The following is a 26,466-nucleotide window of genomic DNA, read 5'->3' on the forward strand; positions in this document are numbered from 1 at the left end:
CCGTCACCGCTATGTGCGGGGAATGATCGACTTCACCAGGGCGGACATCATCATCGCCGGGGGCGGGTTGGCCGCGTCGCTGGTGGCGCTGCGGCTGAAGGGCGTGGCGCGGGTGCTGATGATCGATCCCGCCGTCCGCCCGCTGGCCGCACACACCTGGTCCTTCCACGACAGCGACATTCCCGACCCCGCCCGCGACTGGCTTGCCCCCGCCGTCGCCCGGCGCTGGCCCTCGCAAGAGGTGCGCTTTCCCGGCCTGCACCGCGTGCTGGCGACCGGCTATGCCTCCGTCACGCCCGAAAGCCTCGGCACCGCGCTGACCGGGGCCGGCAACCGGCTTCGGGCAGAGGTGGCCGCGATCGACCCGACCGGCGTCACCCTCACCAACGGTCGCCGGATCGCCGCGCAGATCGCGATCGACGCGCGCGGCTTCGCGCCGGACCCGGCGCTGGTGCTGGGCTTCCAGAAGTTCCTCGGGCTCGAGATCGAGACCGAGACGCCGCATGGCATCACCCGGCCGGTGATCATGGACGCGACCGTGCCGCAGCAGGATGGCTATCGCTTTCTCTACCTGCTGCCCTTCACCGAGACCCGGCTGCTGATCGAGGACACGCGCTATGCCGACGGCGCCGATCTGGCGCCTGCGGACCTGCAGGCCGGGCTTCTGGCCGAGATCGCGGCCCGCGGCTGGCAGGCCCGGATCGCGCGCGAGGAGACGGGCGTGCTGCCGATCGCGATGGGCTTCGACGCCGCGGCCTTCTGGGCGCGCCAGCCGGACGACCTGCCGCTGATCGGCATGCGCGCGGCGCGATTCCACCCGGTGACGGGCTATTCGCTGCCCGAAGCCGTCCGCAGCGCCGAGACGGTCGCGGCGCACTGGCAGGACGGGGCGCCGGCGCTCGCGCGCGCGCTGCGCGACGAGGCGCTGGCGGCGGCGCGCGAGCAGGCGTTCTATCGGCTGCTGTCGCGGATGCTGTTCCGCGCCGCGCGGCCGGGCGAGCGCTGGCGGGTGCTGGAGCGGTTCTACCGCCTGCCCGAGCCGCTGATCCAAAGGTTCTACGCCGGACGTACCACCTGGCAGGACCGGGCGCGGATCCTCGTCGGCAAGCCGCCGGTGCCCGTGATCCGGGCGCTGACCTGCCTGCCCGAGCCGCGCCCGCCACGGACACCCGAGCGAAAGGCCCCGGCCCCCGATGCGTGACACGACCCAGGACCCCGCCGCATCCCCCCGCACCGCCGCCGTGATCGGCGCGGGCCTCGGCGGTCTCGCGCTCGCGATCCGGCTGCAAAGCGCGGGCATCGCCACGACGGTCTTCGAAAAGCGCGACAAGCCGGGCGGGCGGGCCTATGTCTACGAGGATGCGGGCTTCACCTTCGACGCCGGGCCCACGGTGATCACCGATCCCGACTGCCTGCGCAAGCTCTGGGCGCTGTCGGGCCGGCGGATCGAGGAGCATGTCGATCTGATGCCGGTCACCCCGTTCTACCGGCTGTGCTGGGAGGACGGCACCGTCTTCGACTATGCCGACGACCAGGACGAGATCGACCGCCAGATCCGCGCGATTTCGCCCGCCGATGTCGAGGGTTATCGCCGCTTCCTCGCCTATTCGCGCAGCGTCTACCGCGAAGGCTATGAAAAGCTTGGCACGGTGCCGTTCCTGTCCTTCGCCTCGATGATGCGCGCGGCGCCGCAACTGATGCGCCTGCAAAGCTGGCGCTCGGTCCATGCCAAGGTCGCCGACTACATCCGCGACGACCACCTGCGGCAGGCCTTCAGCTTCCACAGCCTGCTGGTCGGCGGCAATCCCTTCGCCACCTCGTCGATCTACGCGCTGATCCACGCGCTCGAACGGCAGGGCGGCGTCTGGTTCGCGCGCGGCGGCACCGGCGCGCTGATCCGCGGCATGGTCGCGCTGTTGCGCGAACTGGGCGGCACGCTGCACCTCTCGGCGCCGGTCGAGGGGATCGAGACCGAGGGCCGGCGCGTGACCGCGATCCGGGCGATGGGGGCGCGCCACCCGTTCGACATGGTGGCCAGCAACGCCGACGTCGTGCACACCTACCGCAAGCTTCTGGGCGACGCGCCGCGCGGTGACCGGCTGGCGGCCAAGCGCCATTCGATGTCGTTGTTCGTGATCTACTTCGGCCTGAAGGGCGAGCGGCGCGACCTGCGCCACCACATGGTGCTGTTCGGCCCGCGCTATCGCGAGCTGATCCACGAGATCTTCACTGCCGACGGCCTTGCCGACGACTTCTCGCTGTACCTGCACGCGCCCTCGGTCACCGACCCCAGCCTCGCGCCGCCGGGACACAGCGCCTATTACGTCCTCTCGCCGGTGCCGCATCTGGGCACGGCCGACATCGACTGGGACACGGCGGGCCCCGCCTATCGCGACCGGATCCTCGACTATCTCGAGGCGCGCTACATGCCGGGGCTGCGCCGCGACCTGGTGACGGTGCGCCACTTCACCCCGCACGACTTCCGCGACGAGCTGAACGCCCATCTCGGCTCGGCCTTCTCGATCGAGCCGATCCTGAGGCAAAGCGCCTGGTTCCGCCCGCACAACCGCGACGACCGGCTGTCGAACATGTACATCGTCGGTGCCGGCACCCATCCGGGCGCGGGCATTCCCGGCGTCGTCGGCTCGGCCGAGGCGACGGCGGGGCTGATGATCGCGGCGGCGGCCGCGGTGCCGGCATGAGCGCCGACCGCATCGTCGCCGAAAGCGGCGAGAGCATCGCGAAGGGCTCGCAAAGCTTCGCGCAGGCGGCGCGGATCTTCGCCCCGGCGATGCGCGCGGACTGCGTCATGCTGTATGCCTGGTGCCGGCATTGCGACGACGTGATCGACGGGCAGGTGCTGGGCCACGGCCAGGACCCGCGCTATCGCGAGGGACAGGCCGCGCGCCTCGCGGCCCTGCGCGACGAGACGCGCGCGGCGCTGGCCGGCGACGCCCCCGTCGCCGCCCCGTTCGAGGCGCTGCGGCGGGTCGCGCGCCGGCACGACATTCCCGCGCGCCACCCCGAGGCGCTGCTGGACGGGTTCGCCATGGATGCGGCCGGAACCGCGCCCGCGACCCTGCCCGACCTTCTGGACTACTGCTATCACGTCGCGGGCGTCGTCGGGGTGATGATGGCGCGCATCATGGGGGCGGGCGATCCCGCGACGCTTGACCGGGCCTCGGACCTGGGGCTGGCGTTCCAGCTGACGAACATCGCCCGCGACGTGGTCGACGACGCGCGCGCGGGCCGTGTCTACCTGCCGCGCGACCTGCTGGCCGCCGAGGGGATCGCCGTGCCCGCGCCCGACGATCCGGACCAGCGCGCCGCGCTGCACAGGGTGGCGCTGCGGCTGCTGGACCTGGCCGACGACTATTACGACAGCGCGCTGGCGGGCATCGCCGTGCTGCCGGCGCGACCCGCGCTGGCGATCGCCGCCGCGCGGCGGATCTACCGCGCCATCGGGCAGAAGCTGCGCGCGGCCGGGCCCGCGGGCTGGGACCGCCGGATCTCGACCAGCGGCGGCGAGAAGGCCGCGCTGATCGCGCTTGCGGTCGGGGACGTGCTGCGCGCGCGGGCCGCGGGGGCCGGCGGGCGGCCGCGCGGCAATCTCTACCAGCGCCCGGCTTGAGCCGCGCGGGGACTAGTCCCGGCCGGGGGCGCGCACCTTGCGCCCGGCGGCGCGCGCGCGGTCCAGCTCGGCCGCCAGCGACCGGACCGGCGGGGCGTAGATGAAGCCGAAGCTCACGCAGCCATCGCGGCCCTCGACCGCGTGGTGCAGCCGGTGCGCCTGGTACAGCCGCTTGAGATAGCCGCGCCGGGGGATGTAGGTGAAGGGCCAGCGCTTGTGGACGAGCCCGTCATGCGCCACGAAGTACAGCAGGCCGTAGCCGGTGACCCCGATCCCGAGCCAGGTCGCCAGCGGGTGGTCCTGTCCGACCCAGAACAGGGCGATGGCGATGGCGGCGAAGACCACGGCATAAAGGTCGTTCAGCTCGAACTTGCCGGTGTGGGGCTCGTGGTGCGACTTGTGCCAACCCCAGCCCCATCCGTGCATGATGTACTTGTGGGTCCACCAGGCGACGGCCTCCATCAGCGCGACGGTGGCGACCGCGACGGCGAGGCCCGCGATCCAGCTCATGCCCCGAGGCCCCCGAGGGGTCCAAGCGCCGCGGGATGCGCCGGGGGCGCGGCGGTCGGCGCCGAGGCCCGCTGCAGCACCGGCGCGAACAGCCGGTCGATCATCGGTGCGAACACCGCCCGGTCGATGCGCGCGAGATCGAGCCCGCCGTCGACCGCGGCGAGCAGCATCCGGCAGCGCGCCACCGCCGCCTCGGGCCCGAAGATCGCCGCATAGGTGGCCTTGCCCGCGTCCTGGCCGCAGTCCTTGCCCGCCACCTGCGCGTCGAGGAAGAGGTCGCCAAGGTCGTCGGCGATCTGGAAGGCCTGCCCCAGGTCTTCGCCCAGGCGCGCGAGCGGTGCCCGGCAGTCGGGCGCGCGGCCGGCGATCACCGCGCCCATCTCGAGCGCCGCCGACAGCAGCACCGAGGTCTTGAGCGAATTGATCCGGGCGACCCGCGCCGCCTCGGCCACGCGCCGGTCGCCGGTCAGCGGCGGCGTGTCGCCGGCGCCGAAGCCGTTCACGTCCAGCTCCTGGCCCGCGCAGAGCCCCTCCCACCCCATCGCCCGCGACAGGATCGCCACCAGCTCGACCCGCCGCGCCTCGGGCACGCCCGGCAGTTCGGCGAGGATGCGGGTGGCATGGGTGATCAGCCCGACCGCCGACAGGATCGCGGTGGCCTCGCCGAACCGGCGATGCGTCGTCGGCCGGCCGCGGCGCAGCGCGGCATCGTCCATCGACGGCAGGTCGTCGAGCACGAGCGAGGCCGAGTGCACCATCTCGAGCGCGACGCCGGCCTCGAACGCCGCCTCGGCCCGGTCGGGCCCGGCCACGAGGCACAGAAGGACCGGCCGCATCCGCTTGCCCGCGGCGGTCGCGTCGAGGGCCGCGCCGCGCAGCCGCTCGGGCAGTCCGGGCAGCGCCGCGAGGTGACCGGCCATCCGCCGGTCGATCTCGGCCGCGACCGAGGTCGTCCAGGGCGCGGGCGGCGCGGCCTCGGGCCTCCGGGGGGCCGGGCCGTGGGGATCCGGGCGGGCAGGCTGTCGAAGTGGGCTCATCTGCATGCGCGTGTCGCCTTTCTGCCATTGCCCCGGCGCACCGGGCGTCTAGGTTTTGATCTGACTACGATGCGGCGGGCGCAGCCGATCACACCAGACAGGAACTAGGCTGCAAATCATGATGGCCAATCGAAAAAACGAGCATCTCGACATCGTCCTGTCCGGTGGCGCCGGCCCCGACGGACGCGATCCGACCGGCCTTGGGCGGGTGGTGTTCGAACATGTCGCGCTGCCCGAACTGGCGATGGCCGAGATCGATCTGCGCTGCGACTTCCTGGGGCGGGCGCTGGCGCTGCCGATGATGATCGGCTCGATGACCGGCGGCCCGGCGCGGGCGGCGGCGATCAACGCGACGCTGGCCGAGGTCTGCGAGGCGAAGGGGATCGCGCTCGCCGTCGGCTCGCAGCGCGTCGCGCTCGAGGGCGAGGGGGACGCGGGGCTGGGGCCGGAGCTGCGCCGCCATGCGCCGACGGTGCCGATCCTGGCGAATTTCGGCGCGGTGCAGCTGAACTGCGGCTTTGGCATCGACCAGGCGCGGCGCGCGGTCGACAGCATCGGGGCCGATGCGCTGATCCTGCACCTCAACCCGCTGCAAGAGGCGCTTCAGCCTGAGGGCGACCGCGACTGGCGCGGGCTTCTGGCCCGGATCGGCGCGATCGCGCGCGCGCTGCCGGTGCCGGTGATCGTCAAGGAGGTCGGCGCGGGGCTGTCGGGCGCGGTGGTGGCACGGCTGGCCGAGGAGGGCGTCGCGATCTTCGACGTCGCCGGCCGCGGCGGCACCTCGTGGTCGAAGGTCGAGGCCGCGCGCGCCCGCGACCCCGCCGAGGCCGAGATCGCGCGCGTCTTCGCCGACTGGGGCATCCCGACGGCCGAGGCGATCGTCGCCGCCCGCGGCGCCGCGCCCGGGGCCACGGTCATCGCCTCGGGCGGGCTGGCGAACGGTCTGCAGCTGGCGCAGGCGTTGCGCCTTGGCGCCGATCTCGGGTCCTTCGCGGGCGCGATCCTCGGCGATGCGCTGGCGGGGCCCGACGCGCTCGCGGCCCGGATCGACGTGATCGCGGCGCAGCTGCGCATCGTGTGCTTCTGCACCGGCTCGGCCGATCTCGCGGCGCTGCGCCGCGCGCGCTGCACCGGCGTGCCGCCGGCGGAATAATACCTGACAGGCTTTCTCGGATTTTGACTTGCCGTCCGCGACCGACGGGCGTAACCGGGTGACCCAGACGGTGCCGCGGCCTGTCCGGGGCACGAAGCTTCCAAGGAGGCCGCCATGCTGGCACCCTTTCTGATCATGCTGCGCGAGGGGATCGAGGCGGCGCTGATCGTCGGCATCATCGCGGGATACCTGCGCCAGACCGGGCGCGGCGGCTGGCTGACGGCGGTCTGGGCGGGGGTCTTTCTGGCCATCGCGGCGTCGCTGTTCGCCGGGGCCGGGCTTGAACTGCTGAGCGCGGGCTTCCCGCAGAAGCTGCAGGAGGGCTTCGAGGCCGCGGTGGGCACGGTGGCGGTGGCGATGCTGCTGTTCATGGTGCTGTGGATGAAGCGGGCCGCGCGCAGCCTGAAGGGCGCAATGCACGACGGCATCGACGATGCCTTCTCCTCGGCCGGCGGCGCGACCTGGGCGCTGGTCGGCATGGCCTTCTTCGCCGTCGCCCGCGAGGGGCTGGAATCGGTGTTCTTCCTGCTGGCGATCTTCCAGCAGAGCCCGGGGATCGAGGGGCCGGCCGGCGCGCTTGCGGGGATCGCGGTCGCGGCGGTGCTGGGCGCGGGGCTTTACCTCGGGGGGCTGCGGATGGACCTGCGGCGGTTCTTCCGCTGGACCGGGGCCTTCATCATCCTGGTCGCGGCGGGCCTGTCGGCGACGGTGCTGGGCAACCTGCACGAGGCGGGGATCTGGAACCACCTGCAGACGCCGCTGTGGGACCTGAGCCGGGCGCTGCCCGACGCCTCGGCGCTTGGCACCGTGCTGGGGGGCGTGCTGGGCTATGACGAGGCGCTGACGCGCGGCCAGGCGCTGGTCTGGGTGCTGGTCTGCGGGCTTGGGCTCTGGGCGTTCCTGCGCCCGGCCGGCGCGCCGCGCCGCGCGGTGGCCGTACCGTGAGCCGCCCCATGCCCGCCATGCCGACCGCCACCCAACCCGCCACCCCGCCCGCCTTCCTGCCGCTGCTTCTGGCCGGTTCCGTCGCGCTGACCGTCGCCGGGATGGGTGCCTTCTGGTACGCCGGCACCCGCACCGCCGGCCCGGCGGATCCCGGCGCGACCCTGGTCAGCGTGACCGAGGACAGCTGCACCCCGTCCGCGCTGACCCTGCCCGCCGGGCGGGCGCGGATCACGGTGCACAACGCCTCGTCCCGGCCGCTGGAGTGGGAGATCCTCGACGGCGTCATGGTGGTGGCCGAGCGCGAGAACATCCTGCCGGGCATGAACGCGACCATCGACCAGGCGCTGCGGCCCGGCCGGTTCGAGATCACCTGCGGGCTGCTGTCGAACCCGCATGGCACGCTCGAGGTGACCGAGACCGCGGCCTCGGCGGCGGCGGCGGCCCATCCGCCGCTGCGCGCCTTCATCGGGCCGCTGTCGGAATACCGGTTCCGGCTGGCGCGCGACGCGGGCCGGCTGGTGACGGCGACCGAGGCGCTGCGCGCGGCGATCGCGGCGGGCGACCTCGGGGCGGCGCGGGAGGCCTGGCGCGCGGCGCGTCTGCCCTACAAGCGGCTCGAGCCGGTGGCGGGGCGGATGTCGGACCTGGCCGCGCGGATCGATGTCGAGCCGCGCTATCTGGCGCAAGGCGCCGAGGACCCGGCCTTCGCGGGCTTCCACCGCCTTGCCCGCGGGCTTTGGCCCGAGACTGGAAGCGAGACCGGAGCCGTGGATCTTGCCGCGCTGGCGCCGGTGGCCGACAGGCTGGGGCGCGACGTGGCCGAACTGAAGACGCGGCTGTCGGCTGTCGACCTCGCGCCCGGCGATCTCGCGGACAATGCGGCCCAGCTGGCGCGCCGGCTGGCCGAAGGACAGGCCGCGACCGGGGGCGATCCGGGCGCGGGCAGCGACCGGGCCGAGCTGATGGCCGGGCTCGACGGGATCGACACCGCCGAAACGCTGATCGATCCGCTGCTGGCGGCCGCCGATCCGCAGGCCGCCACCCGGATCCGCGACGCCGCCGCCGCGGCGCGCGCTGCACTTGCCGCGCTGCCCGAGGGCGTCGACTACCCCGCCCTGCCCGCGCCCCGGCGCGCGCGCATCGCCGCGGAATTCGCGACGCTCGCCGCGGCGCTCGAGACCGCCAACCCCGCCATCGGGATCGACTGAACATGGCCGACGACACCCCCGCAGGCTTCCGCCCCAGCCGCCGCGGCCTTCTGGCCGGTGCCGGCGCGCTGGCGGTCGGCTGCCCCTTCGCCGCCGCGGCGGCGTCCGCCCGGGTCGCCGATGCCCCGGCCGCCGACCGCGCGGCCGAGGCGCAGAGGGTTCCGCCCTTCGGCCCCCACCAGGCCGGCATCGTCACCCCGCGCCCCGCGAACGGCCTTGTCGCCAGCTTCGACGTCCTGGCCGAAAGCCCCGAGGCGCTCGAGCGGCTGCTGCGCCGGCTGACCGAGCGCATCGCCTTCCTGACCCGCGGCGGCGCGACCGAGACGCTGGACCCAAGGCTGCCGCCCGCCGACAGCGGGATCCTCGGGCCCGAGATCAGCCCCGACGCGCTGACGATCACCGTCTCGCTCGGCGCGTCGCTGTTTGCCGACCGCGACTGGCTGGCGCCGCTGGCGCCGCGGCAGCTGCGGGCGATGGACGCTTTCCCCAACGACGCGCTCGACGCGCGGCAGTGCCACGGCGACATCGCGGTGCAGATCTGTGCCAACGGGCAGGACACGGTGCTGCACGCGCTGCGCGACATCATCAAGCAGATGCCGGACCAGATGATCCTGCGCTGGATGCAGGCGGGCTCGGTGCCCGTGGTCGCGCCGGCGGCCGACGGCACCACCGCCTCGGCCCGCAACCTGATGGGGTTCCGCGACGGCTCGGCCAATCCCGACAGTGCCGAAGGCGCGCTGATGGACCGCGTGGTCTGGGCGGGCGCCCCCGAACCGGCCTGGGCGCGGGGCGGCAGCTATCAGGTCGTGCGGCTGATCCGGATGTATGTCGAGCGCTGGGACCGCACGCCGCTGCGCGAGCAGGAGCGCGACTTCGGCCGCACGAAGATCACCGGCGCGCCGCTCGACCGTCCCGGCGGCACCGAGGCCGACGTTCCGGACTATGCCGCCGATCCCGAGGGCCGGGTGACGCCGCTGGGCAGCCACATCCGCCGCGCCAACCCGCGCACCGCCGACACGGCGCGAAACCTGATCCTGCGCCGCCCCTTCAACTACGCCAACGGCGTGACCCGCAACGGCCAGCTTGACCAGGGACTGCTGTTCATCTGCTGGCAGGCCGACCTGCAGGCGGGCTTCGTCGCCGTGCAGAACCGCCTGAACGGCGAGCCGATGGAGGAATATTTCCAGCCCGTCGGCGGCGGCTATTTCTTCGCGCTTCCCGGCATCCGCGATGCCGACGACTTCCTTGGCAGCCAGCTTGTCCGTCAGCTTCGCCAGCCCACCCCCGACAAGGCGTGACCGCGCCGTCGGACCAGACCCCGAGGACAGAGATGACCCGTTCCACCCTTCCCCTGACCGCCGCGCTGGCGCTGGCGGCCCTGGCCCATGCCCCGGCGGCGCAGGCGCGCGACGCCTCGCTCGACCTTGTCGGGCCGATCACCGACTACAAGATCTGGGTCGCGGACGAGCTTGACCAGCTGGTCGCCGACACCGGCGCCTTCACCCGCGCGGTCAAGGCCGGCGACCTCGAGACGGCGCGCGCGCTGTATGCCCCGACGCGGGTGCATTACGAGATGGTCGAACCGGTGGCCGAGCTGTTCGCCGATCTCGACGGCGCCATCGACGCGCGCGAGGACGATTTCGAGGCGGGGCCGACGGACCCCGGCTTCACCGGCTTCCACCGGATCGAATACGGGCTGTGGCACGAGGGGTCGACCGACGGTCTGGCGCCGATCGCCGACAAGCTGCTGGCGGACGTGACCGATCTGGACCAGCGCATCGCCGGGCTGACCTTCCCGCCCGAGACCGTCGTCGGCGGCGCGGCCACGCTGATGGAGGAGGTCGCGGCGACCAAGGTCTCGGGCGAGGAGGACCGCTATAGCCACACCGACCTGTGGGACTTCCGCGGCAATGTCGACGGCGCGCAGAAGATCGTCGCCCTGACCCGGCCGCTGATCGAGGCCGACGAGCCCGCCTTCCTGGCCAAGGTCGACGAGAATTTCGGCACGATCGACACGATCCTCGCGAAATACCGCGAGGGCGAGGGCTTCGTCAGCTACGACAAGCTGTCCAACCACGACCGCGTCGTGGTGCAGGCGGCGGTGAACACGCTGGCCGAGGATCTCTCGACGCTGCGCGGCAAGCTCGGCGTCGACTGACGCGCTAGTCCGGCAGCCCGGCCAGCGCCGCCGCGATCTGCAGCGCGAAGCGGGCCGAGGCCACCGGCAGCGTCCGGCCCCGCATCTGGCCCAGGAACACCGCGCCGCGCGGCACGTCGCGCTCGGCCAGCGGCCGGGCGACCAGCGCGTCGGGGGCATCGGGCACCGCGGGCACGCGCAGGCCGATCGGGATCTGGAAGCCGATCGCGCGTTCGTGCACCACGTAGTGGCGGATCAGCTCGAAGCTCTCGGTCTCGACGGCGGGGGCGAGGCTGTGCTGCAGCCGCCGCGCCGCGCGGTCGAGGATGTGGCGCACGCCGTAGCGCGCCGTCGGCAGCACGTAGGTCTGCGCCAGAACGTCGCGCAGCCGGATCTCGGGCTGCGCGGCCAGCGGGTGGTCGGCCCGCATCACCGCCATCACCCGTTGCGGCGCGGCGTGCAGGATCTCGAAATCCACCAGCGACACCGGCTCGAACACCAGCACGAGGTCGCTCGAGAAGCTTTGCAGCTCGGCCTCGGCCTGGGCGCGGTCGCGCACGTTCACGGCGAAGCTGACGCCCGGGTGGTCGGCGCGGTAGCGCGCGATCTGCTGGGGCAGGAAATAGGGCAGCAGCGCCTGGCTGCAGGCGACGCGGACATGGCCGCGCCGCTCGCCCGACAGGTCGGCCACCTGGCCCTGGACCCGCTGCAGGTCGGACCGGATCGTGCGGAAGTGGTGCAGGATCATCTCGCCCGCCGGGTTCAGCCGCACCCCGCCCGGCAGCCTCTCGAAGATCTCGCAGCCGAATTCCGCCTCGAACCGCCTGATCCGGCGGTTCAGCGCCGAGGCGGTGATGTTGGCGTCCTCGGCCGCGCGGCGCATCGAGCCCGCCTCGGCCACCGCCGCGATCAGGGTGAAGGTGTAGAGATGTCTCATCGCGACCTCCGCTGCCGGCGGTGCATTTTGGGCAACGGGTCGGTGAATTCATAGCAATTTTGTCGAACGGCTGCGCGTCCCATGCTGACCGGGCCATTCACCCCGTTTCCCGCCAGCAGAAAGGGTCTTCCCCATGCGTCTTTCTCGCCGCGACATTCTCAAGACCGGCATGATGTCGGCCGCCCTGCCCTTCGCCCGCGTCCTGCCCGCCAGCGCCGCCCCGCGCGACGCGCTGGTCGCCGTCAGCGCCCAGACGATCAACTCGCTCGACCTGCACCGCACCGGCACGAACCGCGCGAGCTATGCGATCGCGGTCAACTGCTATGACCGGCTGCTGACATTCGGGTCGAAGACGCTGGCGGACGGCAGCCTCTCGTACGATTTCACCAAGCTCGAACCCGAGCTGGCCGAAAGCTGGGAGGTCTCTCCGGACGGGCTGACGGTGACCTTCAGGCTGCGCCCGAACGCCACCTTCCAGGACGGCAGCCCGGTCACCTCGGCCGACGTCAAGTGGTCCTTCGACCGCGCCGTCAGCGTCGGCGGCTTCGCCACCACCCAGATGAAGGCCGGCGGCTTCAGCCGGCCCGACCAGTTCAGCGCCCCCGACGACATGACCTTCGTCGTCACGCTCGACCGCGCCTCGAAGCTGTCGCTGCCCGACCTCGCGGTGCCGGTGCCGTTCATCATCAACTCGACCCTGGCCAAGAGCCACGCGACCGAGGCCGACCCCTGGGCGATGGAATACCTGCACCAGAACACCATCGGCTCGGGCGCGTTCAAGGTCACGCGCTGGGACCAGGGCCAGCAGGTGGTCTACGAGCGGTTCGACGGCTGGGTCGGCGGGCCGCTGCCGGCGATGCGGCGGGTGGTGCTGCGCGAGGTCCCCGCGACCGCGACCCAGCGCGCGCTGCTTGAACGCGGCGACGTCCAGATCGCCTTCGACCTGCCCGACAAGGACGCCTCGGAACTGGCCGAGAAGCTGACCGTCTATTCGACCCCGGTCGAGAACTGCATCAACTGCCTGTGCATGAACTTCAGCTTCGAGCCGTTCCAGGACGCGAACGTGCGCAAGGCCGTGGCCTGGGCCGTGCCCTACGAGGCGATCTTCCAGACCGCCGCCTATGGCCGCGGCCTGCCGCTCTGGGGGGGCGAGGCCGAGATCACCGATACCGCCTGGCCGCGCAAGACGCCCTATTCCACCGACCTGGCCAAGGCCAGGGAGCTGATGGCGCAGTCGAACTATCCCGAGGGCTTCGAGACGACGCTGTCGATCGCGACGGACCTTCTGTGGATGGAGCCCGCGGCGATCCTGGTGCAGGAGGCGATGGCCCAGATCGGCATCCGCTGCACGATCGACAAGATCCCCGGCGCCAACTGGCGCACGGCGAGCCTGGTCGACAAGCGGCTGCCGTTCCATTTCGAGAATTTCGGCGGCTGGCTGAACACGCCCGACTACTATTTCTTCTGGGCCTACCAGGACGGCCATCTGTTCAATTCGTCGAACTATCGCAACGAGGAGATCGAGACGCTCACCAACGAGACGCTCGACATGGCGATGGACGACCCCGACTATGCGCCCAAGATCAAGCGGATGTTCGAGATCGTACTGGACGAGCTGCCGCGGATCCCGCTGTACCAGCCGGCGCTGAACGTGGCGGTGAACGGCGCGGGGGGCTATGAATTCTGGTTCCACCGGATGCTGGACGCGCGCAGCCTGACCGGCGGCGAGGCCTGAGATGGCCGCCGGCGGGACGTCGCGGCGGATCGGGGCGGTCGGAAGCCGCATCCTGCAGGCGGTGCCGGTGGTCTTCGGGGTCATCGTCATCAGCTTCCTGCTGACGCGCGCGCTGCCGGGGGATCCGGCGGTGCAGTTCGCGGGCCAGATGGCCACCAAGGAGTCGATCGAGGAGACCCGGGTGAAGCTCGGGCTCGACAAGTCGCTGCCCGAGCAGTTCCTCGTCTATCTCGGCCAGCTTGCGCGGGGCGACCTCGGGCAGTCGGTCTCGACCGGGCAGCCGGTGACGCGGGACCTGGCGAACCGGCTGCCGGCCTCGCTCGAGCTGACGTTCTGCGCGCTGATCCTGTCGTGCCTGATCGCGATCCCGCTCGGGGTGATGGCGGCGACGCGCCCGGGCAGCGCGGTCGACCAGGTCTGCCGGATCCTGGTGACGGCGGGCGTCTCGCTGCCGACCTTCTTCACCGGGGTGCTGCTGATCTACGTCTTCTACTACATCCTCGGGATCGCGCCCTCGCCGCTGGGCCGGCTGGATTTCCTGTACATCGAGCCGCCGAAGGTCACCGGCTTCTTCCTGGTCGATGCCGCGCTGATCGGCGACTGGGAGACCTGGGGCGCGGCGCTGCGCCAGCTGATCCTGCCGGCCTCGACGCTGGCGCTGTTCACGCTGGCGCCGATCGCGCGGATGACGCGCGCGGCGATGCTGTCGGCGCTGTCGGCCGATTACATCCGCACCGCCCGCGCCGCGGGCCTGGGCCGGGCCAGGGTGCTTTACGGCTATGCCTTCCGCAACGCGCTGCTGCCGGTGGTGACGACGCTGGGGATGGTCTTCTCCTTCGTCCTCGGCGCCAACGTGCTGGTCGAGAAGGTCTTCGCCTGGCCGGGCATCGGCTCTTACGCGGTCGAGGCGCTGGTCGTGTCGGACTATGCCGCGGTGCAGGGCTTCGTGCTGGCGATGGCGCTTCTCTTCGTCTGTCTCAACCTGGTGATCGACCTCGCCTATTCGGTGATCGACCCCCGCTTCGGAACGGAGGCACAATGACCGACGTCCCCCTCTCTCCCGCTGCCGTGCCGCCGCGCCGGCAGGGCTTCGCCGGCCATGTCGGCCATGTCCTGCGCGAGAACCCGGTGACGGGGCTGTCCTTCGCGATGTTCGCGGGCCTGGTGCTGGCGGCGGTCGCGGGGCCGGCGCTGGTGCCCTACGACCCGCTCGCCACCGATGCCGCGAACGCGCTGCAGGCGCCCTCGGGCGCGCATTGGTTCGGGACCGACAACCTCGGGCGCGACGTCTTCAGCCGGGTGGTCGTGGCGACGCGGCTCGACCTGATGATCTCGGTCCTGGCGGTGGCGGTGTCCTTCGTCGTCGGCTCGGTGCTGGGCGCCGTCGCGGGCTATCGCGGCGGCTGGACCGACGCGGTCACCAGCCGGGTGCTGGACACGATCATGGCCTTCCCGCTGTTCGTGCTGGCGATGGGCATCGTCGCGGCGCTGGGGAACTCGGTCGCCAACATCATCTGGGCGACCGCGATCATCAACATCCCGTTCTACGCCCGCGTGGTGCGGGCCGAGGTCAACATCCGCCGCGAGGCGGGCTTCACCCTCGCCGCCAAGCTTGCCGGCAATTCCGACGCGCGGGTGCTGGCCGTCCACATCTTCCCCAACGCGCTGCCGCCGATGATGGTGCAGGTCTCGCTCAACCTCGGCTGGTCGATCCTGAACGCGGCCGGGCTGTCGTTCATCGGCCTCGGAGTGCGCCCGCCGACCCCGGAATGGGGGATCATGGTGGCCGAGGGCGCGAACTACATCATCTCGGGCGAGTGGTGGATGGCGGTCTTCCCCGGGCTTGCGCTGATGCTTGCGGTCTTCACCTTCAACCTGATGGGCGACGGTCTGCGCGACATCGTCGACCCGCGCCGGAGGACCTGAGCCATGCTCTCTGTCAAGGACCTTCAGGTCGCCTTCCGCACCCGCAGGGGCGAGGTCAACGCCGTGCGCGGCATCTCGTTCGAGCTGGCGCGTGGCGAGCGTCTGGGCATCGTCGGCGAGAGCGGGTCGGGCAAGTCTGTCACCTCCTACGCGCTGATGCGCATCCTCGACGCGGGCGGGCGGATCAAGGCCGGCGAGGCGGTCTATTCCGGCCTCGACCTGCGCCGCGCCTCGGAACGCGAGATGAAGGACATCCGCGGCCGCGAGATCGGGATGATCTTCCAGAACCCGCGCGCGGCGCTGAACCCGATCCGCAAGGTCGGCCACCAGCTCGAGGACGTGCTGATCCGCCATGCCCGCACCACCCGCGCCAAGGCCCGGGGGGCGGCGATCGCCGCGCTCGAGGCGGTGAAGATCCGCGATGCCGCCGCGCGCTACGACGCCTATCCGTTCGAGCTGTCGGGCGGGATGTGCCAGCGGGTGGTGATCGCGATCGCGCTGGCCTGCGACCCGCGCCTGCTGATCTGCGACGAGCCGACGACGGGGCTCGACATCACCACGCAGAAGGCGGTGATGGACCTGGTGGACGAGCTGGTGCGCGACCGCGCCATGTCCTCGATCCTGATCACCCACGACCTCGGGCTGGCGTCCCAGTACTGCGACCGGATCGTGGTGATGAAGGATGGCGAGATCGTCGAGGAGGGCGCGCCGGCGCGGCTGTTCACCGCGCCCGCCCATGCCTACACGCGCAAGCTGGTCGACGCGACGCCGCGGGTCGGTGCCTCGCTGCGGTCGCTGCTGCCCGAGGAGGCGCGCACGCCGCTGCCGCCCCGCGCGGTCCCGGACCGGCCGCTGGTCGAGATCCGCGACCTGGTGAAGACCTACCAGGGCAAGTCGGGGCCGGTGCACGCGGTCAAGGGCGTGTCCTTCACCCTGCACGAGGGCGAGAGCCTGGGCCTTGTCGGCGAATCCGGCTGCGGCAAGTCGACGACCTCGTCGATGCTGGTGCGGCTGCTCGACCGGACTTCGGGGCAGATCCTGTTCCGCGGCGAAGACCTTGGCGCGATCCCCGCGGCGGGGTTCGCCCGCCACCCGCTGCGGTCGCGCATCCAGATGGTGTTCCAGGACGCGACCGACAGCCTGAACCCCCGCGCCGCGGCCCGCGACGCCATCGCCGAGCCGCTGCGCCGGCTGTCGGGGCTGTCGGGGCTGTCGGGGGCGGCGATGGCTGCGCGGGTGGCCGAGCTGGCGCGGCTGACGGGCCTGCCCGAACACCTGCTCGACCGCTATCCGCACCAGCTGTCGGGCGGGCAGAAGGCGCGCGTCGGCATCGCCCGCGCGATCGCGCCGGAGCCTGACCTGCTGATCCTAGACGAGCCGACCGCGGCGCTCGACGTCTCGATCCAGGCGGTGGTGCTGAACCTGCTTGCCGACCTGCGGGCGCGGCTGGGGATGAGCTATCTGTTCGTCAGCCACGACCTGAACGTGGTGCGGCTGCTGTGCGACCGGGTGATTGTGATGCAGGGCGGCGAGATCGTCGAGGAAGGCCCGGCCGAGCGGGTCATGTCCGCCCCGGCGCATCCCTACACGCGCGCGCTGCTGTCGGCCGCGCCGCGGGCCCCCGCCCGCCCCGCAGCCTGAACACGGGCCCCGCCGTCGCCGCGACCCGGCCCGGTCAGCGGCGATCCCCCGCCCGGCGCGCCTGCCCCCGCGCCGGTTCTTCCCCGCATGCCCAAGGACCAGACCCCATGACACATCCCGCTTTGCAGTCGCTGCCCTTCACCCTGCCCGCGCTGCGCGCCGCCTATGCCGCCGGCATCCGCCCCGAGGCGGTGATCGCCGAGGCCTTCGCCCGGCTCGACGCGCTTGGCGATCCCGGGATCCTGATCCACGACGCGCGGGCGGCGGCCCTGGCCGAGGCATGCGCGCTAGGGAGCGGCCCCGGGCGGCCCGACGACCGCCCGCTCTGGGGTGTGCCCTTCGTCGTGAAGGACAACATCGATGTCGCGGGCCTGCCCACCACCGCCGCCTGCGCCGACTTCGCCTATCTGCCGCAGGCCGACGCCACCGTCGTCGCGGCGCTGCGCGCGGCCGGGGCGATCTGCCTCGGCAAGGCCAACCTCGACCAGTTCGCCACCGGACTCGTCGGCACGCGCACGCCCTGGCCGGTGCCGCGCAACGCGCTCGACCCCGCGATCGTGCCCGGCGGCTCTTCCGGCGGGTCGGGCGTCGCGGTCGCCGCCGGGATCGCGGCCTTCGCGCTGGGCACCGACACCGCGGGGTCGGGCCGGGTGCCGGCGGCGCTGAACGGGATCGTCGGGCTCAAGCCCTCGCTCGGGGCGCTGTCCGCCACGGGGATGGTGCCCGCCTGCCGGACGCTCGACACGGTCTCGGTCTTCGCGCTGACCGTGGCCGACGCCTGGGAGGTCTTCGCCGCCGCCGCCGCCTTCGATCCGGCCGACGGCTATTCCCGCGCCTTCGCGCCCTTCCGCCCCGAGGCGCTGCCGCCCGGCGCCACGATCGCCGTGCCGGACGCGGCCGCCCTTGCCGCCGGGGCCGATGCCGACGGCCGGGCGGCCTTCGCCGCGACCGCCGGGCGGCTGCGCGCGCAGGGCTTCGCGCTGCGCGAGATCGACATGGCGCCGTTCTTCGCCCTCGCCCGGCTGCTCTACGACGGCGCCTGGCTGGCCGAGCGCGCGGCCGCCCTGGGCGAGCGGCTGACGGCGGCGCCCGACACGCTGCACCCCGTGACCCGCGCGATCATCGCCAGAGGCCTCGTGCCGACCGCCGTCGACGCCTTCCGCGCCGACTATGCCCGCGCGGACCTGCGCCGCGCCTGCCAGCAGGCGCTGGAGGGCGCCGCGCTTCTGATGGTGCCGAGCATTCCGCGCTTCGTCACCCGGGCCGAGGATGCCGCCGACCCGATCGCGCACAACTCCGCGCTTGGAACCTGGACCAATTTCGTCAACCTGCTGGACCTCTGCGGGCTGGCCGTGCCGACCGGCCCGCGCGGCGACGGCCGACCGGGCAGCGTGACGCTGCTGGCCGCGGCGGGTCTCGACGGCCGGCTGGCCTGGCTGGCCGAGCGGATCGAGGCCGGGCCGATGGGGGCGCTGGTCCCGCCCCGCCCGGGGCCGGCGCTGGCCACGGCGCCCGCGACCGGCGAGATGACGATCGCGGTCTGCGGCGCCCACATGTCGGGCCTGCCGCTGAACCCCCAGCTGACCGGGCGCGGCGGCAGGTTCCTTGGCACCGCCGAGACCAGCGCCGACTACCGGCTTTATGCGCTGGCCGGCGGCGGGATCGCGCGCCCCGGCCTCGTGCGCGGGGCCAAGGGCAGCGGCGCGCCGGTCCCTCTCGAGCTGTGGGCGCTGCCGCTGGCCGAGGTCGGCGGCTTTCTTGCCGGGATCCCGGCGCCGTTGGGGCTTGGCACAATCCGCCTGGCCGATGGCGGCAGCGCCACGGGCTTCCTGTGCGAGGGCGCGGGCCTTGCGGGGGCGACGGACATCACCGCCTCGGGCGGCTGGCGCGGCTATCTTGCCGCGCAGGCGCTGTCGCCGGCGTGACTCAGGGCGCCGCCAGCGCCTGCCCGAGGTGATCGAGCAACGCCCCGACTCGGCGCGCGTCGTGCAGCCGCGCCGGCGTCACCGCGTAAAGGTTCGTCGCCTGTGACAGGAACGGCGCCAGCACGCATTCGAGCCGGCCCGCCGCCACGTCCTCGGCCACGTCGAAGCTCGACTTCAGGATCACCCCCGCCCCGGCCACGGCCCAGTCGCGCAACGTTTGGCCATCGTTGACCTGCCGGTTGCCCTGCACCCGGACCCGGAAGCCGCCCTCGGGGCCGCGGAACGACCAGAAGGCCTGGGTGTCGCGCGGCCCGCCCAGCACGATGCAGTCGTGCCGCGTCAGCTCGCGCGGGTGCTGCGGCCGGCCCCGCGCCGCCCAGTAGGCCGGCGCGGCGCAGACGCACTTGTGCCCGCGCAGCAAGAGCCGCGCCCGCAGGTCGCTGTCGGGCAGCGGCCCGGTGCGGATGCCGATGTCATAGCCCTCGTCGACAAGATCGACCACGCTGTCGGACAGCATCAGCTGCAGGCGGACCGCGGGATGCGCCGCCGCGAACCCGTCGAGCAGCGGCGCCAGGCGGTTGCGGCCGAAATCGTTCGTCGCCGTGATGCGGATGCTGCCCGACAGCGGCCCACGCTCGGCAAAGCCCGCCATCGTTTCGTCGATCTCGGCCAGAAGCCGGCGGGCGCGGGCAAGGAAGCTGTCGCCCTCGGGGGTCAGCGACAGCTGCCGCGTCGTGCGCAGCACCAGCTGCGCGCCCAGCTGATCCTCGAGCTGCCGCAGCCCGAGCGACACCGTCGAGGGCGAGACCCCCCACCCCCGCGCCACCGCCGACAGGTTGCCGGCCTCGGCCACCGCCACGAACAGCCGCATGCTGCGCACCGCGTCCATCTTTTCAATCCATCGCAAAGACCTGTGATCCGACATAGCATTTTCTTTTCGGATCGAAAGCTATCTGGTCGCCTCGAACGACGAGGGACGCGATGATGACGACACCACATGCATTGGTCGCCGGCGGGCTCGGGGTGATCGGCCGCAACCTGGTGACCCACCTGGCCGGGGATCTCGGCTGGAGGGTGACCGCGATCTCGCGCCGCGCGCCCGATTTCGACACGACCGCGCGCTATGTCTCGGTCGATCTCGAAGACGCGGCGGCGACGCGTGCGGCGCTGGCCGAGGCAGGCCCCTTCACCCACGTGTTCTACGCGGCCTACCAGGAGTGCGGCGGCGACGCCGCGCGGCAGGTCGCGGTCAATCTCGCGATGCTGCGCAACTGCGTGACGGCGGCGCATGACGCCTCGCCCGGGCTGGAACGCGTGCTGCTCTACGAAGGCGCGAAATACTACGGCGCGCATCTTGGCGCCTTCCCGACCCCGGCGCAGGAGGACGACCCGCGGGTGATGCCGCCGATGTTCTACTACGACCAGGAGGACTGGCTGACCGGCTTTTCGAAGGGCAAGCGCTGGGACCGGGTCGTGATGCGCCCCGACGTGGTCTGCGGCTTCGCGGTCGGCAACCCGATGAACCTCGCGATGGTCATCGCGGTCTATGCCGCGATCTGCCGCGAACTCGGCCTGCCGCTGCGATTTCCGGGCAGCGCCGGCTGCTACGGCCGGCTGGCGCAGGTGACGGACGCCGCGCAGCTTGCCGCCGGATCGGCCTGGGCCGCGACCGAGGCCGCGGGCGATACCGCCTACAACCTGACGAACGGCGACGTCTTCCGCTGGAACCGGCTGTGGAAGGCGATCGCCCGGCACTTCGACATGGACCCGGCCGAGCCGATGCCGATCCCGCTGGCCGAGATGATGGCCGACAAGGCCCCGGTCTGGGAGCGGATCCGCGAAAGGCACGGGCTGGTCGACGTGCCCTTCGACAAGATCGCCGCCTGGGGCTTTGGCGATTTCATCTTCAACTGCGACTGGGACGTCGTCTCCTCGACCACGCGCATCCGCCAGGCGGGCTTCGCGCCGGTGGTCGACAGCGAGGCGATGTTCCTGCGCCTCTTCGACGAGTTCAAGGAAAGGAAGGTCATCCCATGACCCGCACCGGCACTGTCCGCGGCATCGAGCACATCGGCATCACCGTGCCGGACCATGCGCAGGCGCTGAGGTTCTTCGGCACTGTCTTCGGGACCGAGGTGCTGTATTCGTTGACCGACACCTCGCGCGATCCGCTGCCGGCCGACCAGCTTGGCCCGAAGAACGGCCTTGCGCGCGGCACCGCGATCGTCGCGGTCTCGATGCTGCGCTTCGCCAATGGCCCGAACCTCGAGGTGTTCCAGATCGACCGCCCGAGGGGCGAGGGCAAGGCCGGGATCGCCGATCTCGGGATCAGCCATTTCAGCGTGACGGTCGACGACATCGACGCGGCCTCGGCCAGCTTCGCGGCCGCCGGCGGCACGCTGCTGGAAGGACCCTATGCGCTGAGCGACCAGGAGGAGGGGCCCGGCAACCGCGGCCGCTTCGGGCTGACGCCATGGGGCCTTCTGATCGAGATCGAGCAGCTTCCCGCGCCGATGGACTATGACGGCGCCCCCACCGCGACCCGCTGGCTGCCCGCGCCCGCGGCACAGACCGGGGAGGCCTGAGATGAGCCTGACCGATCACAGGATCCTTGTCGTCGGCGGCTCGTCCGGCATCGGCTTCGGGGTGGCCGAGGCCGCGCTTGCGGCCGGGGCGCGGGTGACCATCGCTTCGCGCTCGGGCGACAAGGTTGCGGCGGCGGTGGCGCGGCTGGGCGGCCGCGCCGAGGGCGTGACGCTCGACACCGGCAACTGCGCGATGCTGGCCGAGCATTTCGCCGGCCGCGACGCCTATGACCACGTGTTCTGCTCGGCCGCGCGCACCAAGGTGGCCGCGGTGCGCGATCTGCCGCTGGAAGACGCCTACAATTCGGTCGACAGCAAGTTCTGGGGCGCCTACCGGCTGGCGCGCGCGGCCAGGATCCGCGACGGCGGGTCGCTGACGCTGACCTCGGGCTTCCTGTCGGTGCGGCCCAAGGCCGGTGCCGCGATCCAGGGCGCGATCAACGCCGGGATCGAGGGGCTGACCCGCGGTCTCGCGCTGGAATTCGCGCCGGTGCGGGTGAATTGCGTCTCGCCCGGACTGGTGGAGACCGAGATGTACCAGACGCTCGACGGCGACGGCCGGCGCGCGATGTTCGACGGCGCCGCGGCGAAGCTGCCCGTGGGCCGGGTCGGCCAGCCCGCGCACATCGCCATCCAGGCGCTGGCCTTCATGACCAATCCCTACATGACCGGCTCCACCGTCTTCGTCGAGGGCGGCGGGGCGCTGGTCTGACCGAGAGGAGACGACAGATGCAGAAGAAGACCCTTGGAACCACCGGTTTCGACATCGCGCCGATCGTGTTCGGCGGCAACGTGCTGGGCTGGACCACCGACGAGGCGGAAAGCTTCCGCGTGCTCGACGCCTTCGTGGATCACGGCTTCGACGCGATCGACACCGCCGATGTCTATTCCGCCTGGGCGGACGGCCACAGGGGCGGCGAGTCCGAGACGGTGCTGGGCAAGTGGTTCGCCGCCCGCCCGGGGATGCGCGATCGCGTGAAGCTGTTCACCAAGGTCGGGTCGGACATGGGCGGGCCCGGCGAGAAGGGCCTGTCCGAGGCCTGGATCACCACCGCGGTCGAGCGGTCGCTGCAGCGGATGGGGGTCGAGGCGATCGACCTGTATTTCTCGCACTGGCCCGACCCCACGGTCGGCCATGCCGAGACGCTGGGCGCCTATGACAAGCTGCTGAAGGCGGGCAAGATCAAGGCCATCGGCGCGTCGAACTACGATGCCGGGCTGCTGGGCGGCGCGCTGAAGACCGCCCGCGACGAAGGGCTGCCCGCCTATCAGGTGATCCAGCCTGAGTACAACCTTTACGACCGCGGGGCCTTCGAGGGGCCGCTGCGCGACCTCTGCCTCGAGAACGGCATCGGCGTGGTGACCTACTTCAGCCTCGCGGCCGGGTTCCTGAGCGGCAAGTACCGCAGCGCCGCCGACCTGTCGGGGCGCAAGCGCGGCGGCATGGTCGAGAAATACCTGACCGAGCGCGGGATGCGGATCCTCGACGTGCTGGAAGAGGTGGCCCGGGCGCAGTCCGCCGCCCCGGCCGAGGTCGCGCTGGCCTGGCTGATCGCGCGCGAGGGCGTGAGCGCGCCCATCGCCTCGGCCACCACGGTCGCGCAGGTCGAAAGCTTCGCCAAGGCGGCGAGCCTGACGCTGTCGGACGACGAGATGGCGCGGCTGACCGGGGCGGGTGCGTGACCGCGTCCCCGGCGCGCGGGACGGCGGCGCAGCGCGATGCATGACGCGCTGCTCCTGATCCTCGCGGCGCTGATCGTCGGCGCGTCGAAGGGCGGGCTTGCCTCGGCGGCCGCGATCGCGGTGCCGATGCTGGCGCTGTTCATGAACCCGGTGACGGCGGCGGCGACGCTGCTGCCGGTCTATGTCGTCACCGACTGGATCGGGGTCTGGCTTTACCGGCGCAACTTCTCGCGCCGGAACCTGGCGATCCTGACGCCCTCGATCCTGTTCGGGGTGGCGATCGCCACGGTGATCACGCCCTACACGCCCGAGGCGGCGCTGCTGATCTTCACCGGCTGCATCGGCCTGTGGCACTGCCTGCGCAGCTGGCTGCGCCGTAATGCCACCCACAAGGCCGAGGCGCGGGTGCTGCCCGGCGTCTTCTGGGGCACGCTCACCGGCATCGCAAGCTTCATCACCCATTCCGGCGCCCCGCCGACGCAGGCCTACCTGCTGCCGCAGAAGCTGCCGAAGCTGGAATTCGCCGGCACGATCGCGATCAGCTTCGCGATCGGCAACCTGGTGAAGCTGCCGGCCTACTGGGCGATCGGGCAGCTCGACGGGCTGAACTGGGGGCTGATCGCCGGCCTCGCCGTCGCGGGGATCGTCGGCACGCTGCTGGGCCGGTGGCTGACGCGCAAACTGCCCGAGGCGCTCTATGTCCGGGTGATCCAGCTGATGCTTTTCGCGCTGTCGTGCATACTGCTGGTGCGCGGCGGGATGCAGATCCTCGGCTGACCGGGGTCAGTCCTCGCCCCGCGCCGCCCGGGCCCTGCGTGCCGCCGTCAGCCGCATCCCCGGCGCCGCCAGCCGGTCCTGCCCGCCCAGCCAGGCATAGGCCAGCAGGCAGGGGTCCTGGTCGCCGGTGGTGATGCGGTGTTCATGGCCGGGCTTGTTGAAGATCAGCGATCCCGGGGCGTAGACCGCCATCTCGTTCTCGGACCAGGCGCCGGCGACCGAGATATAGCTTTCCTCGATCCCCGAATGGCTGTGCTGCGGATAGGTCGTCGACGGCGCGAACAGCACGAAGCCCAGGATCAGCTGGGCCGACTGCACCGGGCCCTTCGGCCCCAGCACCTCGCAATAGGCGTATTTGCGCGCCAGCGCCTTCGGCATCTTCTCGTAGCCGTATTCCCAGCTCAGCCGCCCGCGCACCTCGCGCAGCGCCCGCGCCATGCCCTGCATCGCGCCCCGCTCGCCCAGGTCCAGCGCGCGGCCCAGATGCGCGGTCACCGGCAGCTGCACGGGCGCGCGCTCAAGGACAGGCGGGTCGGCGGCGAACACCGAGGCCAGCGCGGTGCGCACCCGGGCGCGGTGGCTGCGGATCAGGTCGCTGCCCCCGGCCGAACCCTGCCGGTAGAGCGCGTCGAACTCGCGCAGCAGGTAGTACCACCCCGGCACCTCGCGCAGCGACAGCGGACCCGTGCCGGCGGTCGGGGCGGCGGTCGGATTTGCGGTCGGGGGGGCGTCCTGCATGGCGGTCTCCGGTCCGGTGCCGGCGCCCGAAGCGGGGCCCGCGCGGGCCCGAGAGTGCCGTGAAACCCGGGCCGCCGGAAGGCCCCGCGCAGCGGATTTCGCCCCGGTCGGGAACCCGATCCGGACCGTTTGGTTGAGGCTCGGGCCCGGTGCCGGTAACATGTCGGTGACGGCGGGACCCCGCCGCGTGCCCTTCTTCGACGGAACAACCACAGGACAGAGATTTGACCGATACCCCACAGGCCCCGATAGACGCCGCCTCGGCCGAGGCGATACCGGCCCCCGAAGGACCGACCCAGCTCATCGAGACGCCCTATGAGATCGGCCAGGACAACATCAACTACCGCCGCCGCTTCGTGTTCGAGCTGGACATCCACAACGTGGTGTTCTCGGTCTCGGCGATCGGCGTCGTGGCCTTCGTGATCCTGACGCTGATGTTCCAGAACGTGCTGGGACCGATGTTCACCGGGCTGCGCGACGCGCTCACGTCCAATCTGGACTGGTTCTTCCTGATCACCGGCAATGTCTTCGTGCTGCTGTGCATCGCGCTGGTGGTGCTGCCCTGGGGCAGCATCCGGCTGGGCGGGCCGCAGGCGACGCCGGATTACGGCTATGCCTCGTGGTTCTCGATGCTGTTCGCGGCCGGGATGGGCATCGGGCTGATGTTCTACGGCGTCTCCGAGCCGCTGGGCAACTATACCGCCGCCTTCGACGGCCCGACCTATGGCGCCGACGGGCTGCGCACCGACTGGTCGCCGCTGAACGGCGTGCCCGGCGATGCCGAGGGCGCGCGGCGGCTCGCGATGGCCGCGACGATCTTCCACTGGGCGCTGCACCCCTGGGCGATCTACGCCGTGGTCGCGCTGTCGCTGGCGCTGTTTGCCTACAACAAGGGCCTGCCGCTGACGCTGCGCTCGATCTTCTACCCGATCTTCGGCGAGAAGGTTTGGGGCTGGCCGGGCCATGTCGTCGACATCCTCGCGGTCTTCGCCACGCTCTTCGGCCTGTCGACCTCGCTCGGGATCGGCGCGCAGCAGGCAAGCGCGGGGCTGAACTTCCTGTTCGGCATCCCGGCCACCACCGGCGCGATGATCTTCCTGATCATCATCATCACCGGCATCGCGACCTTCTCGGTCGTGGCTGGCATGGACAAGGGCGTGAAGCTTCTGTCCGAGGTGAACATGGGCCTCGCGCTTCTGCTGCTGGTGTTCATCATCGCCGTCGGCCCGACCACGCAGATCGCCACCGGCTTCTTCAAGAACCTGCTTGCCTACGCGGAATACCTGCCGGCGCTGTCGAACCCGTTCGGCCGCGACGACGACAACTTCCGCCAGGGCTGGACGGCGTTCTACTGGGCGTGGTGGATCAGCTGGTCGCCGTTCGTGGGCATGTTCATCGCCCGCGTCAGCCGCGGCCGCACCGTGCGCGAATTCGTCGTCGCCGTGCTGCTGATCCCCTCGGTCGTCTCGACGATCTGGATGACCGCGCTTGGCGGCACCGCGATCAGCCAGGTGGTGAACCAGGGGCTGACCTCGGTTCAGGATGCGGCGCTCGAGCTGCAGCTGTTCGAGATGCTGGCGCACCTGCCGCTGACCTCGATCACCTCGCTGATCGGGATCGTGCTGGTGATCGTGTTCTTCGTCACCTCGTCGGACTCTGGCTCGCTGGTGATCGACACGATCAGCGCCGGCGGCAAGATGAACGCGCCGGTGCCGCAGCGGGTGTTCTGGGCCACGTTCGAGGGGCTGGTGGCGATCGCGCTCTTGCTGGGCGGCGGGCTTGCCGCGCTGCAGGCGATGGCGGTCTCGACCGGCTTCCCCTTCGCGATCGTGCTGCTGGGCGCCTGCGTGACGCTGGTCATGGGCCTGCGGGCCGAGCCGCGCTGACCCCTGCAGGCG

At 71.8% G+C, this 26,466-nt stretch carries 24 protein-coding genes; 19 read left to right on the top strand and 5 right to left on the bottom strand.

The features are described from left to right. Positions 1-22 precede the first annotated feature (22 nt). From crtY to V8J39_RS12815, 3 genes are read left to right on the top strand one after another with little or no spacing between them, the layout of a single operon-like run. The gene (gene crtY, locus V8J39_RS12805) at positions 23-1,201 is read left to right on the top strand and encodes a lycopene beta-cyclase CrtY (protein ID WP_336461310.1); all 1,179 of its coding nucleotides are present in this window, start codon (positions 23-25) and stop codon (positions 1,199-1,201) included. Next, positions 1,194-2,702: a phytoene desaturase gene (locus V8J39_RS12810; protein WP_336461311.1), complete on the top strand. Its 1,509-nt coding sequence runs from the start codon at positions 1,194-1,196 to the stop codon at positions 2,700-2,702. Before crtY ends, V8J39_RS12810 begins: the two co-directional genes overlap by 8 nt. Then, positions 2,699-3,631 carry a phytoene/squalene synthase family protein gene (locus tag V8J39_RS12815; protein ID WP_336461312.1) on the top strand — a complete coding sequence of 311 codons (933 nt, stop codon included), beginning with the start codon at positions 2,699-2,701 and terminating at the stop codon, positions 3,629-3,631. Before V8J39_RS12810 ends, V8J39_RS12815 begins: the two co-directional genes overlap by 4 nt. Positions 3,632-3,643: 12 nt before the next feature. On the opposite strand, the gene V8J39_RS12820 is transcribed toward V8J39_RS12815, so the two are convergent. Together V8J39_RS12820 and V8J39_RS12825 are read right to left on the bottom strand one after the other, a co-directional pair. Further along, positions 3,644-4,141, bottom strand: a complete 498-nt coding sequence (locus V8J39_RS12820) for a hypothetical protein (RefSeq protein ID WP_336461313.1) — start codon at positions 4,139-4,141, stop codon at positions 3,644-3,646. Further along, positions 4,138-5,178 carry a polyprenyl synthetase family protein gene (locus V8J39_RS12825; RefSeq protein ID WP_336461314.1) on the bottom strand — a complete coding sequence of 347 codons (1,041 nt, stop codon included), beginning with the start codon at positions 5,176-5,178 and terminating at the stop codon, positions 4,138-4,140. The genes V8J39_RS12820 and V8J39_RS12825 overlap by 4 nt, the downstream gene beginning before the upstream one ends. Positions 5,179-5,299: 121 nt before the next feature. Between V8J39_RS12825 and fni the strand changes: the two genes are divergently transcribed. The 5 genes from fni (at position 5,300) to efeO (V8J39_RS12850) (ending at position 10,642) form a co-directional block, all read left to right on the top strand. Further along, positions 5,300-6,331 (top strand): type 2 isopentenyl-diphosphate Delta-isomerase, encoded by a 1,032-nt coding sequence (fni, locus tag V8J39_RS12830; protein ID WP_336461315.1) that lies wholly within the window; start codon positions 5,300-5,302, stop codon positions 6,329-6,331. Positions 6,332-6,445: 114 nt separating this feature from the next. Further along, positions 6,446-7,276, top strand: coding sequence for an iron uptake transporter permease EfeU (efeU, locus tag V8J39_RS12835; RefSeq protein ID WP_336461316.1), 831 nt, complete (start codon positions 6,446-6,448; stop codon positions 7,274-7,276). Positions 7,277-7,284: 8 nt separating this feature from the next. Next, on the top strand, positions 7,285-8,484 hold the full coding sequence (gene efeO, locus V8J39_RS12840) for an iron uptake system protein EfeO (RefSeq protein WP_336461317.1): 1,200 nt from the start codon (positions 7,285-7,287) through the stop codon (positions 8,482-8,484). Between the two features lie 2 nt (positions 8,485-8,486). Continuing rightward, positions 8,487-9,782, top strand: coding sequence for an iron uptake transporter deferrochelatase/peroxidase subunit (gene efeB, locus V8J39_RS12845; protein ID WP_336461318.1), 1,296 nt, complete (start codon positions 8,487-8,489; stop codon positions 9,780-9,782). Between the two features lie 32 nt (positions 9,783-9,814). Then, positions 9,815-10,642 carry an iron uptake system protein EfeO gene (gene efeO, locus V8J39_RS12850; protein WP_336461319.1) on the top strand — a complete coding sequence of 276 codons (828 nt, stop codon included), beginning with the start codon at positions 9,815-9,817 and terminating at the stop codon, positions 10,640-10,642. A gap of 4 nt (positions 10,643-10,646) precedes the next feature. Here the strand turns inward: efeO (V8J39_RS12850) and V8J39_RS12855 are convergent, their stop codons facing one another. Continuing rightward, entirely contained in the window at positions 10,647-11,558 is a 912-nt protein-coding gene (locus V8J39_RS12855; RefSeq protein WP_336461320.1) for a LysR family transcriptional regulator, read from the bottom strand. Between the two features lie 133 nt (positions 11,559-11,691). On the opposite strand from V8J39_RS12855, the gene V8J39_RS12860 reads away from it, so the two are divergent. The 5 genes from V8J39_RS12860 to atzF all read left to right on the top strand — a co-directional run bounded on the left by V8J39_RS12860 (position 11,692) and on the right by atzF (position 18,785). Beyond that, on the top strand, positions 11,692-13,293 hold the full coding sequence (locus V8J39_RS12860; protein ID WP_336461321.1) for an ABC transporter substrate-binding protein: 1,602 nt from the start codon (positions 11,692-11,694) through the stop codon (positions 13,291-13,293). A 1-nt stretch (position 13,294) separates the two neighbouring features. After that, on the top strand, positions 13,295-14,335 hold the full coding sequence (locus V8J39_RS12865; RefSeq protein ID WP_336461322.1) for an ABC transporter permease: 1,041 nt from the start codon (positions 13,295-13,297) through the stop codon (positions 14,333-14,335). After that, positions 14,332-15,219 carry an ABC transporter permease gene (locus V8J39_RS12870; RefSeq protein ID WP_336461323.1) on the top strand — a complete coding sequence of 296 codons (888 nt, stop codon included), beginning with the start codon at positions 14,332-14,334 and terminating at the stop codon, positions 15,217-15,219. Before V8J39_RS12865 ends, V8J39_RS12870 begins: the two co-directional genes overlap by 4 nt. Before the next feature lie 3 nt (positions 15,220-15,222). Further along, the gene (locus tag V8J39_RS12875; protein WP_336461324.1) at positions 15,223-16,860 is read left to right on the top strand and encodes an ABC transporter ATP-binding protein; all 1,638 of its coding nucleotides are present in this window, start codon (positions 15,223-15,225) and stop codon (positions 16,858-16,860) included. Between the two features lie 107 nt (positions 16,861-16,967). After that, positions 16,968-18,785 carry an allophanate hydrolase gene (gene atzF, locus V8J39_RS12880; protein ID WP_336461325.1) on the top strand — a complete coding sequence of 606 codons (1,818 nt, stop codon included), beginning with the start codon at positions 16,968-16,970 and terminating at the stop codon, positions 18,783-18,785. Between the two features lies 1 nt (position 18,786). On the opposite strand, the gene V8J39_RS12885 is transcribed toward atzF, so the two are convergent. Further along, positions 18,787-19,674, bottom strand: coding sequence for a LysR family transcriptional regulator (locus tag V8J39_RS12885; protein WP_336461326.1), 888 nt, complete (start codon positions 19,672-19,674; stop codon positions 18,787-18,789). Between the two features lie 92 nt (positions 19,675-19,766). Between V8J39_RS12885 and V8J39_RS12890 the strand changes: the two genes are divergently transcribed. The 5 genes from V8J39_RS12890 to V8J39_RS12910 are packed head-to-tail and all read left to right on the top strand — an operon-like array spanning position 19,767 to position 23,830. Continuing rightward, entirely contained in the window at positions 19,767-20,822 is a 1,056-nt protein-coding gene (locus tag V8J39_RS12890; RefSeq protein WP_336461327.1) for an SDR family oxidoreductase, read from the top strand. Beyond that, positions 20,819-21,370, top strand: coding sequence for a VOC family protein (locus V8J39_RS12895; RefSeq protein ID WP_336461328.1), 552 nt, complete (start codon positions 20,819-20,821; stop codon positions 21,368-21,370). The genes V8J39_RS12890 and V8J39_RS12895 overlap by 4 nt, the downstream gene beginning before the upstream one ends. Position 21,371: 1 nt before the next feature. Next, entirely contained in the window at positions 21,372-22,082 is a 711-nt protein-coding gene (locus V8J39_RS12900; protein ID WP_336461329.1) for an SDR family oxidoreductase, read from the top strand. A gap of 17 nt (positions 22,083-22,099) precedes the next feature. Continuing rightward, positions 22,100-23,053, top strand: a complete 954-nt coding sequence (locus V8J39_RS12905; RefSeq protein WP_336461330.1) for an aldo/keto reductase — start codon at positions 22,100-22,102, stop codon at positions 23,051-23,053. Between the two features lie 36 nt (positions 23,054-23,089). Then, the gene (locus V8J39_RS12910; RefSeq protein ID WP_336461331.1) at positions 23,090-23,830 is read left to right on the top strand and encodes a sulfite exporter TauE/SafE family protein; all 741 of its coding nucleotides are present in this window, start codon (positions 23,090-23,092) and stop codon (positions 23,828-23,830) included. Positions 23,831-23,836: 6 nt separating this feature from the next. Here V8J39_RS12910 and V8J39_RS12915 read toward each other — a convergent pair whose 3' ends face one another. Further along, the gene (locus V8J39_RS12915) at positions 23,837-24,568 is read right to left on the bottom strand and encodes a dimethylsulfonioproprionate lyase family protein (RefSeq protein ID WP_336461332.1); all 732 of its coding nucleotides are present in this window, start codon (positions 24,566-24,568) and stop codon (positions 23,837-23,839) included. 224 nt (positions 24,569-24,792) lie between these two features. Here V8J39_RS12915 and V8J39_RS12920 point away from each other — a divergent pair, with 224 nt between their 5' ends. Continuing rightward, the gene (locus V8J39_RS12920) at positions 24,793-26,454 is read left to right on the top strand and encodes a BCCT family transporter (protein WP_336461333.1); all 1,662 of its coding nucleotides are present in this window, start codon (positions 24,793-24,795) and stop codon (positions 26,452-26,454) included. Positions 26,455-26,466 lie beyond the last annotated feature (12 nt).

Source organism: Frigidibacter sp. MR17.24, from assembly GCF_037095655.1.
Classification (GTDB): domain Bacteria; phylum Pseudomonadota; class Alphaproteobacteria; order Rhodobacterales; family Rhodobacteraceae; genus Frigidibacter.

Coding starts and splice junctions, on each gene's coding strand:
- V8J39_RS12870 (WP_336461323.1), top strand. CDS start 14,332: ATGACCGACGTCCCCCTCTCTCCCGCTGCCGTGCCGCCGCGCCGGCAG.
- atzF (WP_336461325.1), top strand. CDS start 16,968: ATGACACATCCCGCTTTGCAGTCGCTGCCCTTCACCCTGCCCGCGCTG.
- V8J39_RS12815 (WP_336461312.1), top strand. CDS start 2,699: ATGAGCGCCGACCGCATCGTCGCCGAAAGCGGCGAGAGCATCGCGAAG.
- fni (WP_336461315.1), top strand. CDS start 5,300: ATGGCCAATCGAAAAAACGAGCATCTCGACATCGTCCTGTCCGGTGGC.
- V8J39_RS12855 (WP_336461320.1), bottom strand. CDS start 11,558: ATGAGACATCTCTACACCTTCACCCTGATCGCGGCGGTGGCCGAGGCG.
- V8J39_RS12915 (WP_336461332.1), bottom strand. CDS start 24,568: ATGCAGGACGCCCCCCCGACCGCAAATCCGACCGCCGCCCCGACCGCC.
- efeU (WP_336461316.1), top strand. CDS start 6,446: ATGCTGGCACCCTTTCTGATCATGCTGCGCGAGGGGATCGAGGCGGCG.
- V8J39_RS12820 (WP_336461313.1), bottom strand. CDS start 4,141: ATGAGCTGGATCGCGGGCCTCGCCGTCGCGGTCGCCACCGTCGCGCTG.
- V8J39_RS12860 (WP_336461321.1), top strand. CDS start 11,692: ATGCGTCTTTCTCGCCGCGACATTCTCAAGACCGGCATGATGTCGGCC.
- V8J39_RS12810 (WP_336461311.1), top strand. CDS start 1,194: ATGCGTGACACGACCCAGGACCCCGCCGCATCCCCCCGCACCGCCGCC.
- V8J39_RS12895 (WP_336461328.1), top strand. CDS start 20,819: ATGACCCGCACCGGCACTGTCCGCGGCATCGAGCACATCGGCATCACC.
- V8J39_RS12875 (WP_336461324.1), top strand. CDS start 15,223: ATGCTCTCTGTCAAGGACCTTCAGGTCGCCTTCCGCACCCGCAGGGGC.
- efeB (WP_336461318.1), top strand. CDS start 8,487: ATGGCCGACGACACCCCCGCAGGCTTCCGCCCCAGCCGCCGCGGCCTT.
- efeO (WP_336461319.1), top strand. CDS start 9,815: ATGACCCGTTCCACCCTTCCCCTGACCGCCGCGCTGGCGCTGGCGGCC.
- crtY (WP_336461310.1), top strand. CDS start 23: ATGATCGACTTCACCAGGGCGGACATCATCATCGCCGGGGGCGGGTTG.
- V8J39_RS12890 (WP_336461327.1), top strand. CDS start 19,767: ATGATGACGACACCACATGCATTGGTCGCCGGCGGGCTCGGGGTGATC.
- V8J39_RS12825 (WP_336461314.1), bottom strand. CDS start 5,178: ATGAGCCCACTTCGACAGCCTGCCCGCCCGGATCCCCACGGCCCGGCC.
- V8J39_RS12900 (WP_336461329.1), top strand. CDS start 21,372: ATGAGCCTGACCGATCACAGGATCCTTGTCGTCGGCGGCTCGTCCGGC.
- V8J39_RS12865 (WP_336461322.1), top strand. CDS start 13,295: ATGGCCGCCGGCGGGACGTCGCGGCGGATCGGGGCGGTCGGAAGCCGC.
- V8J39_RS12885 (WP_336461326.1), bottom strand. CDS start 19,674: ATGGACGCGGTGCGCAGCATGCGGCTGTTCGTGGCGGTGGCCGAGGCC.
- V8J39_RS12910 (WP_336461331.1), top strand. CDS start 23,090: ATGCATGACGCGCTGCTCCTGATCCTCGCGGCGCTGATCGTCGGCGCG.
- V8J39_RS12905 (WP_336461330.1), top strand. CDS start 22,100: ATGCAGAAGAAGACCCTTGGAACCACCGGTTTCGACATCGCGCCGATC.
- efeO (WP_336461317.1), top strand. CDS start 7,285: ATGCCCGCCATGCCGACCGCCACCCAACCCGCCACCCCGCCCGCCTTC.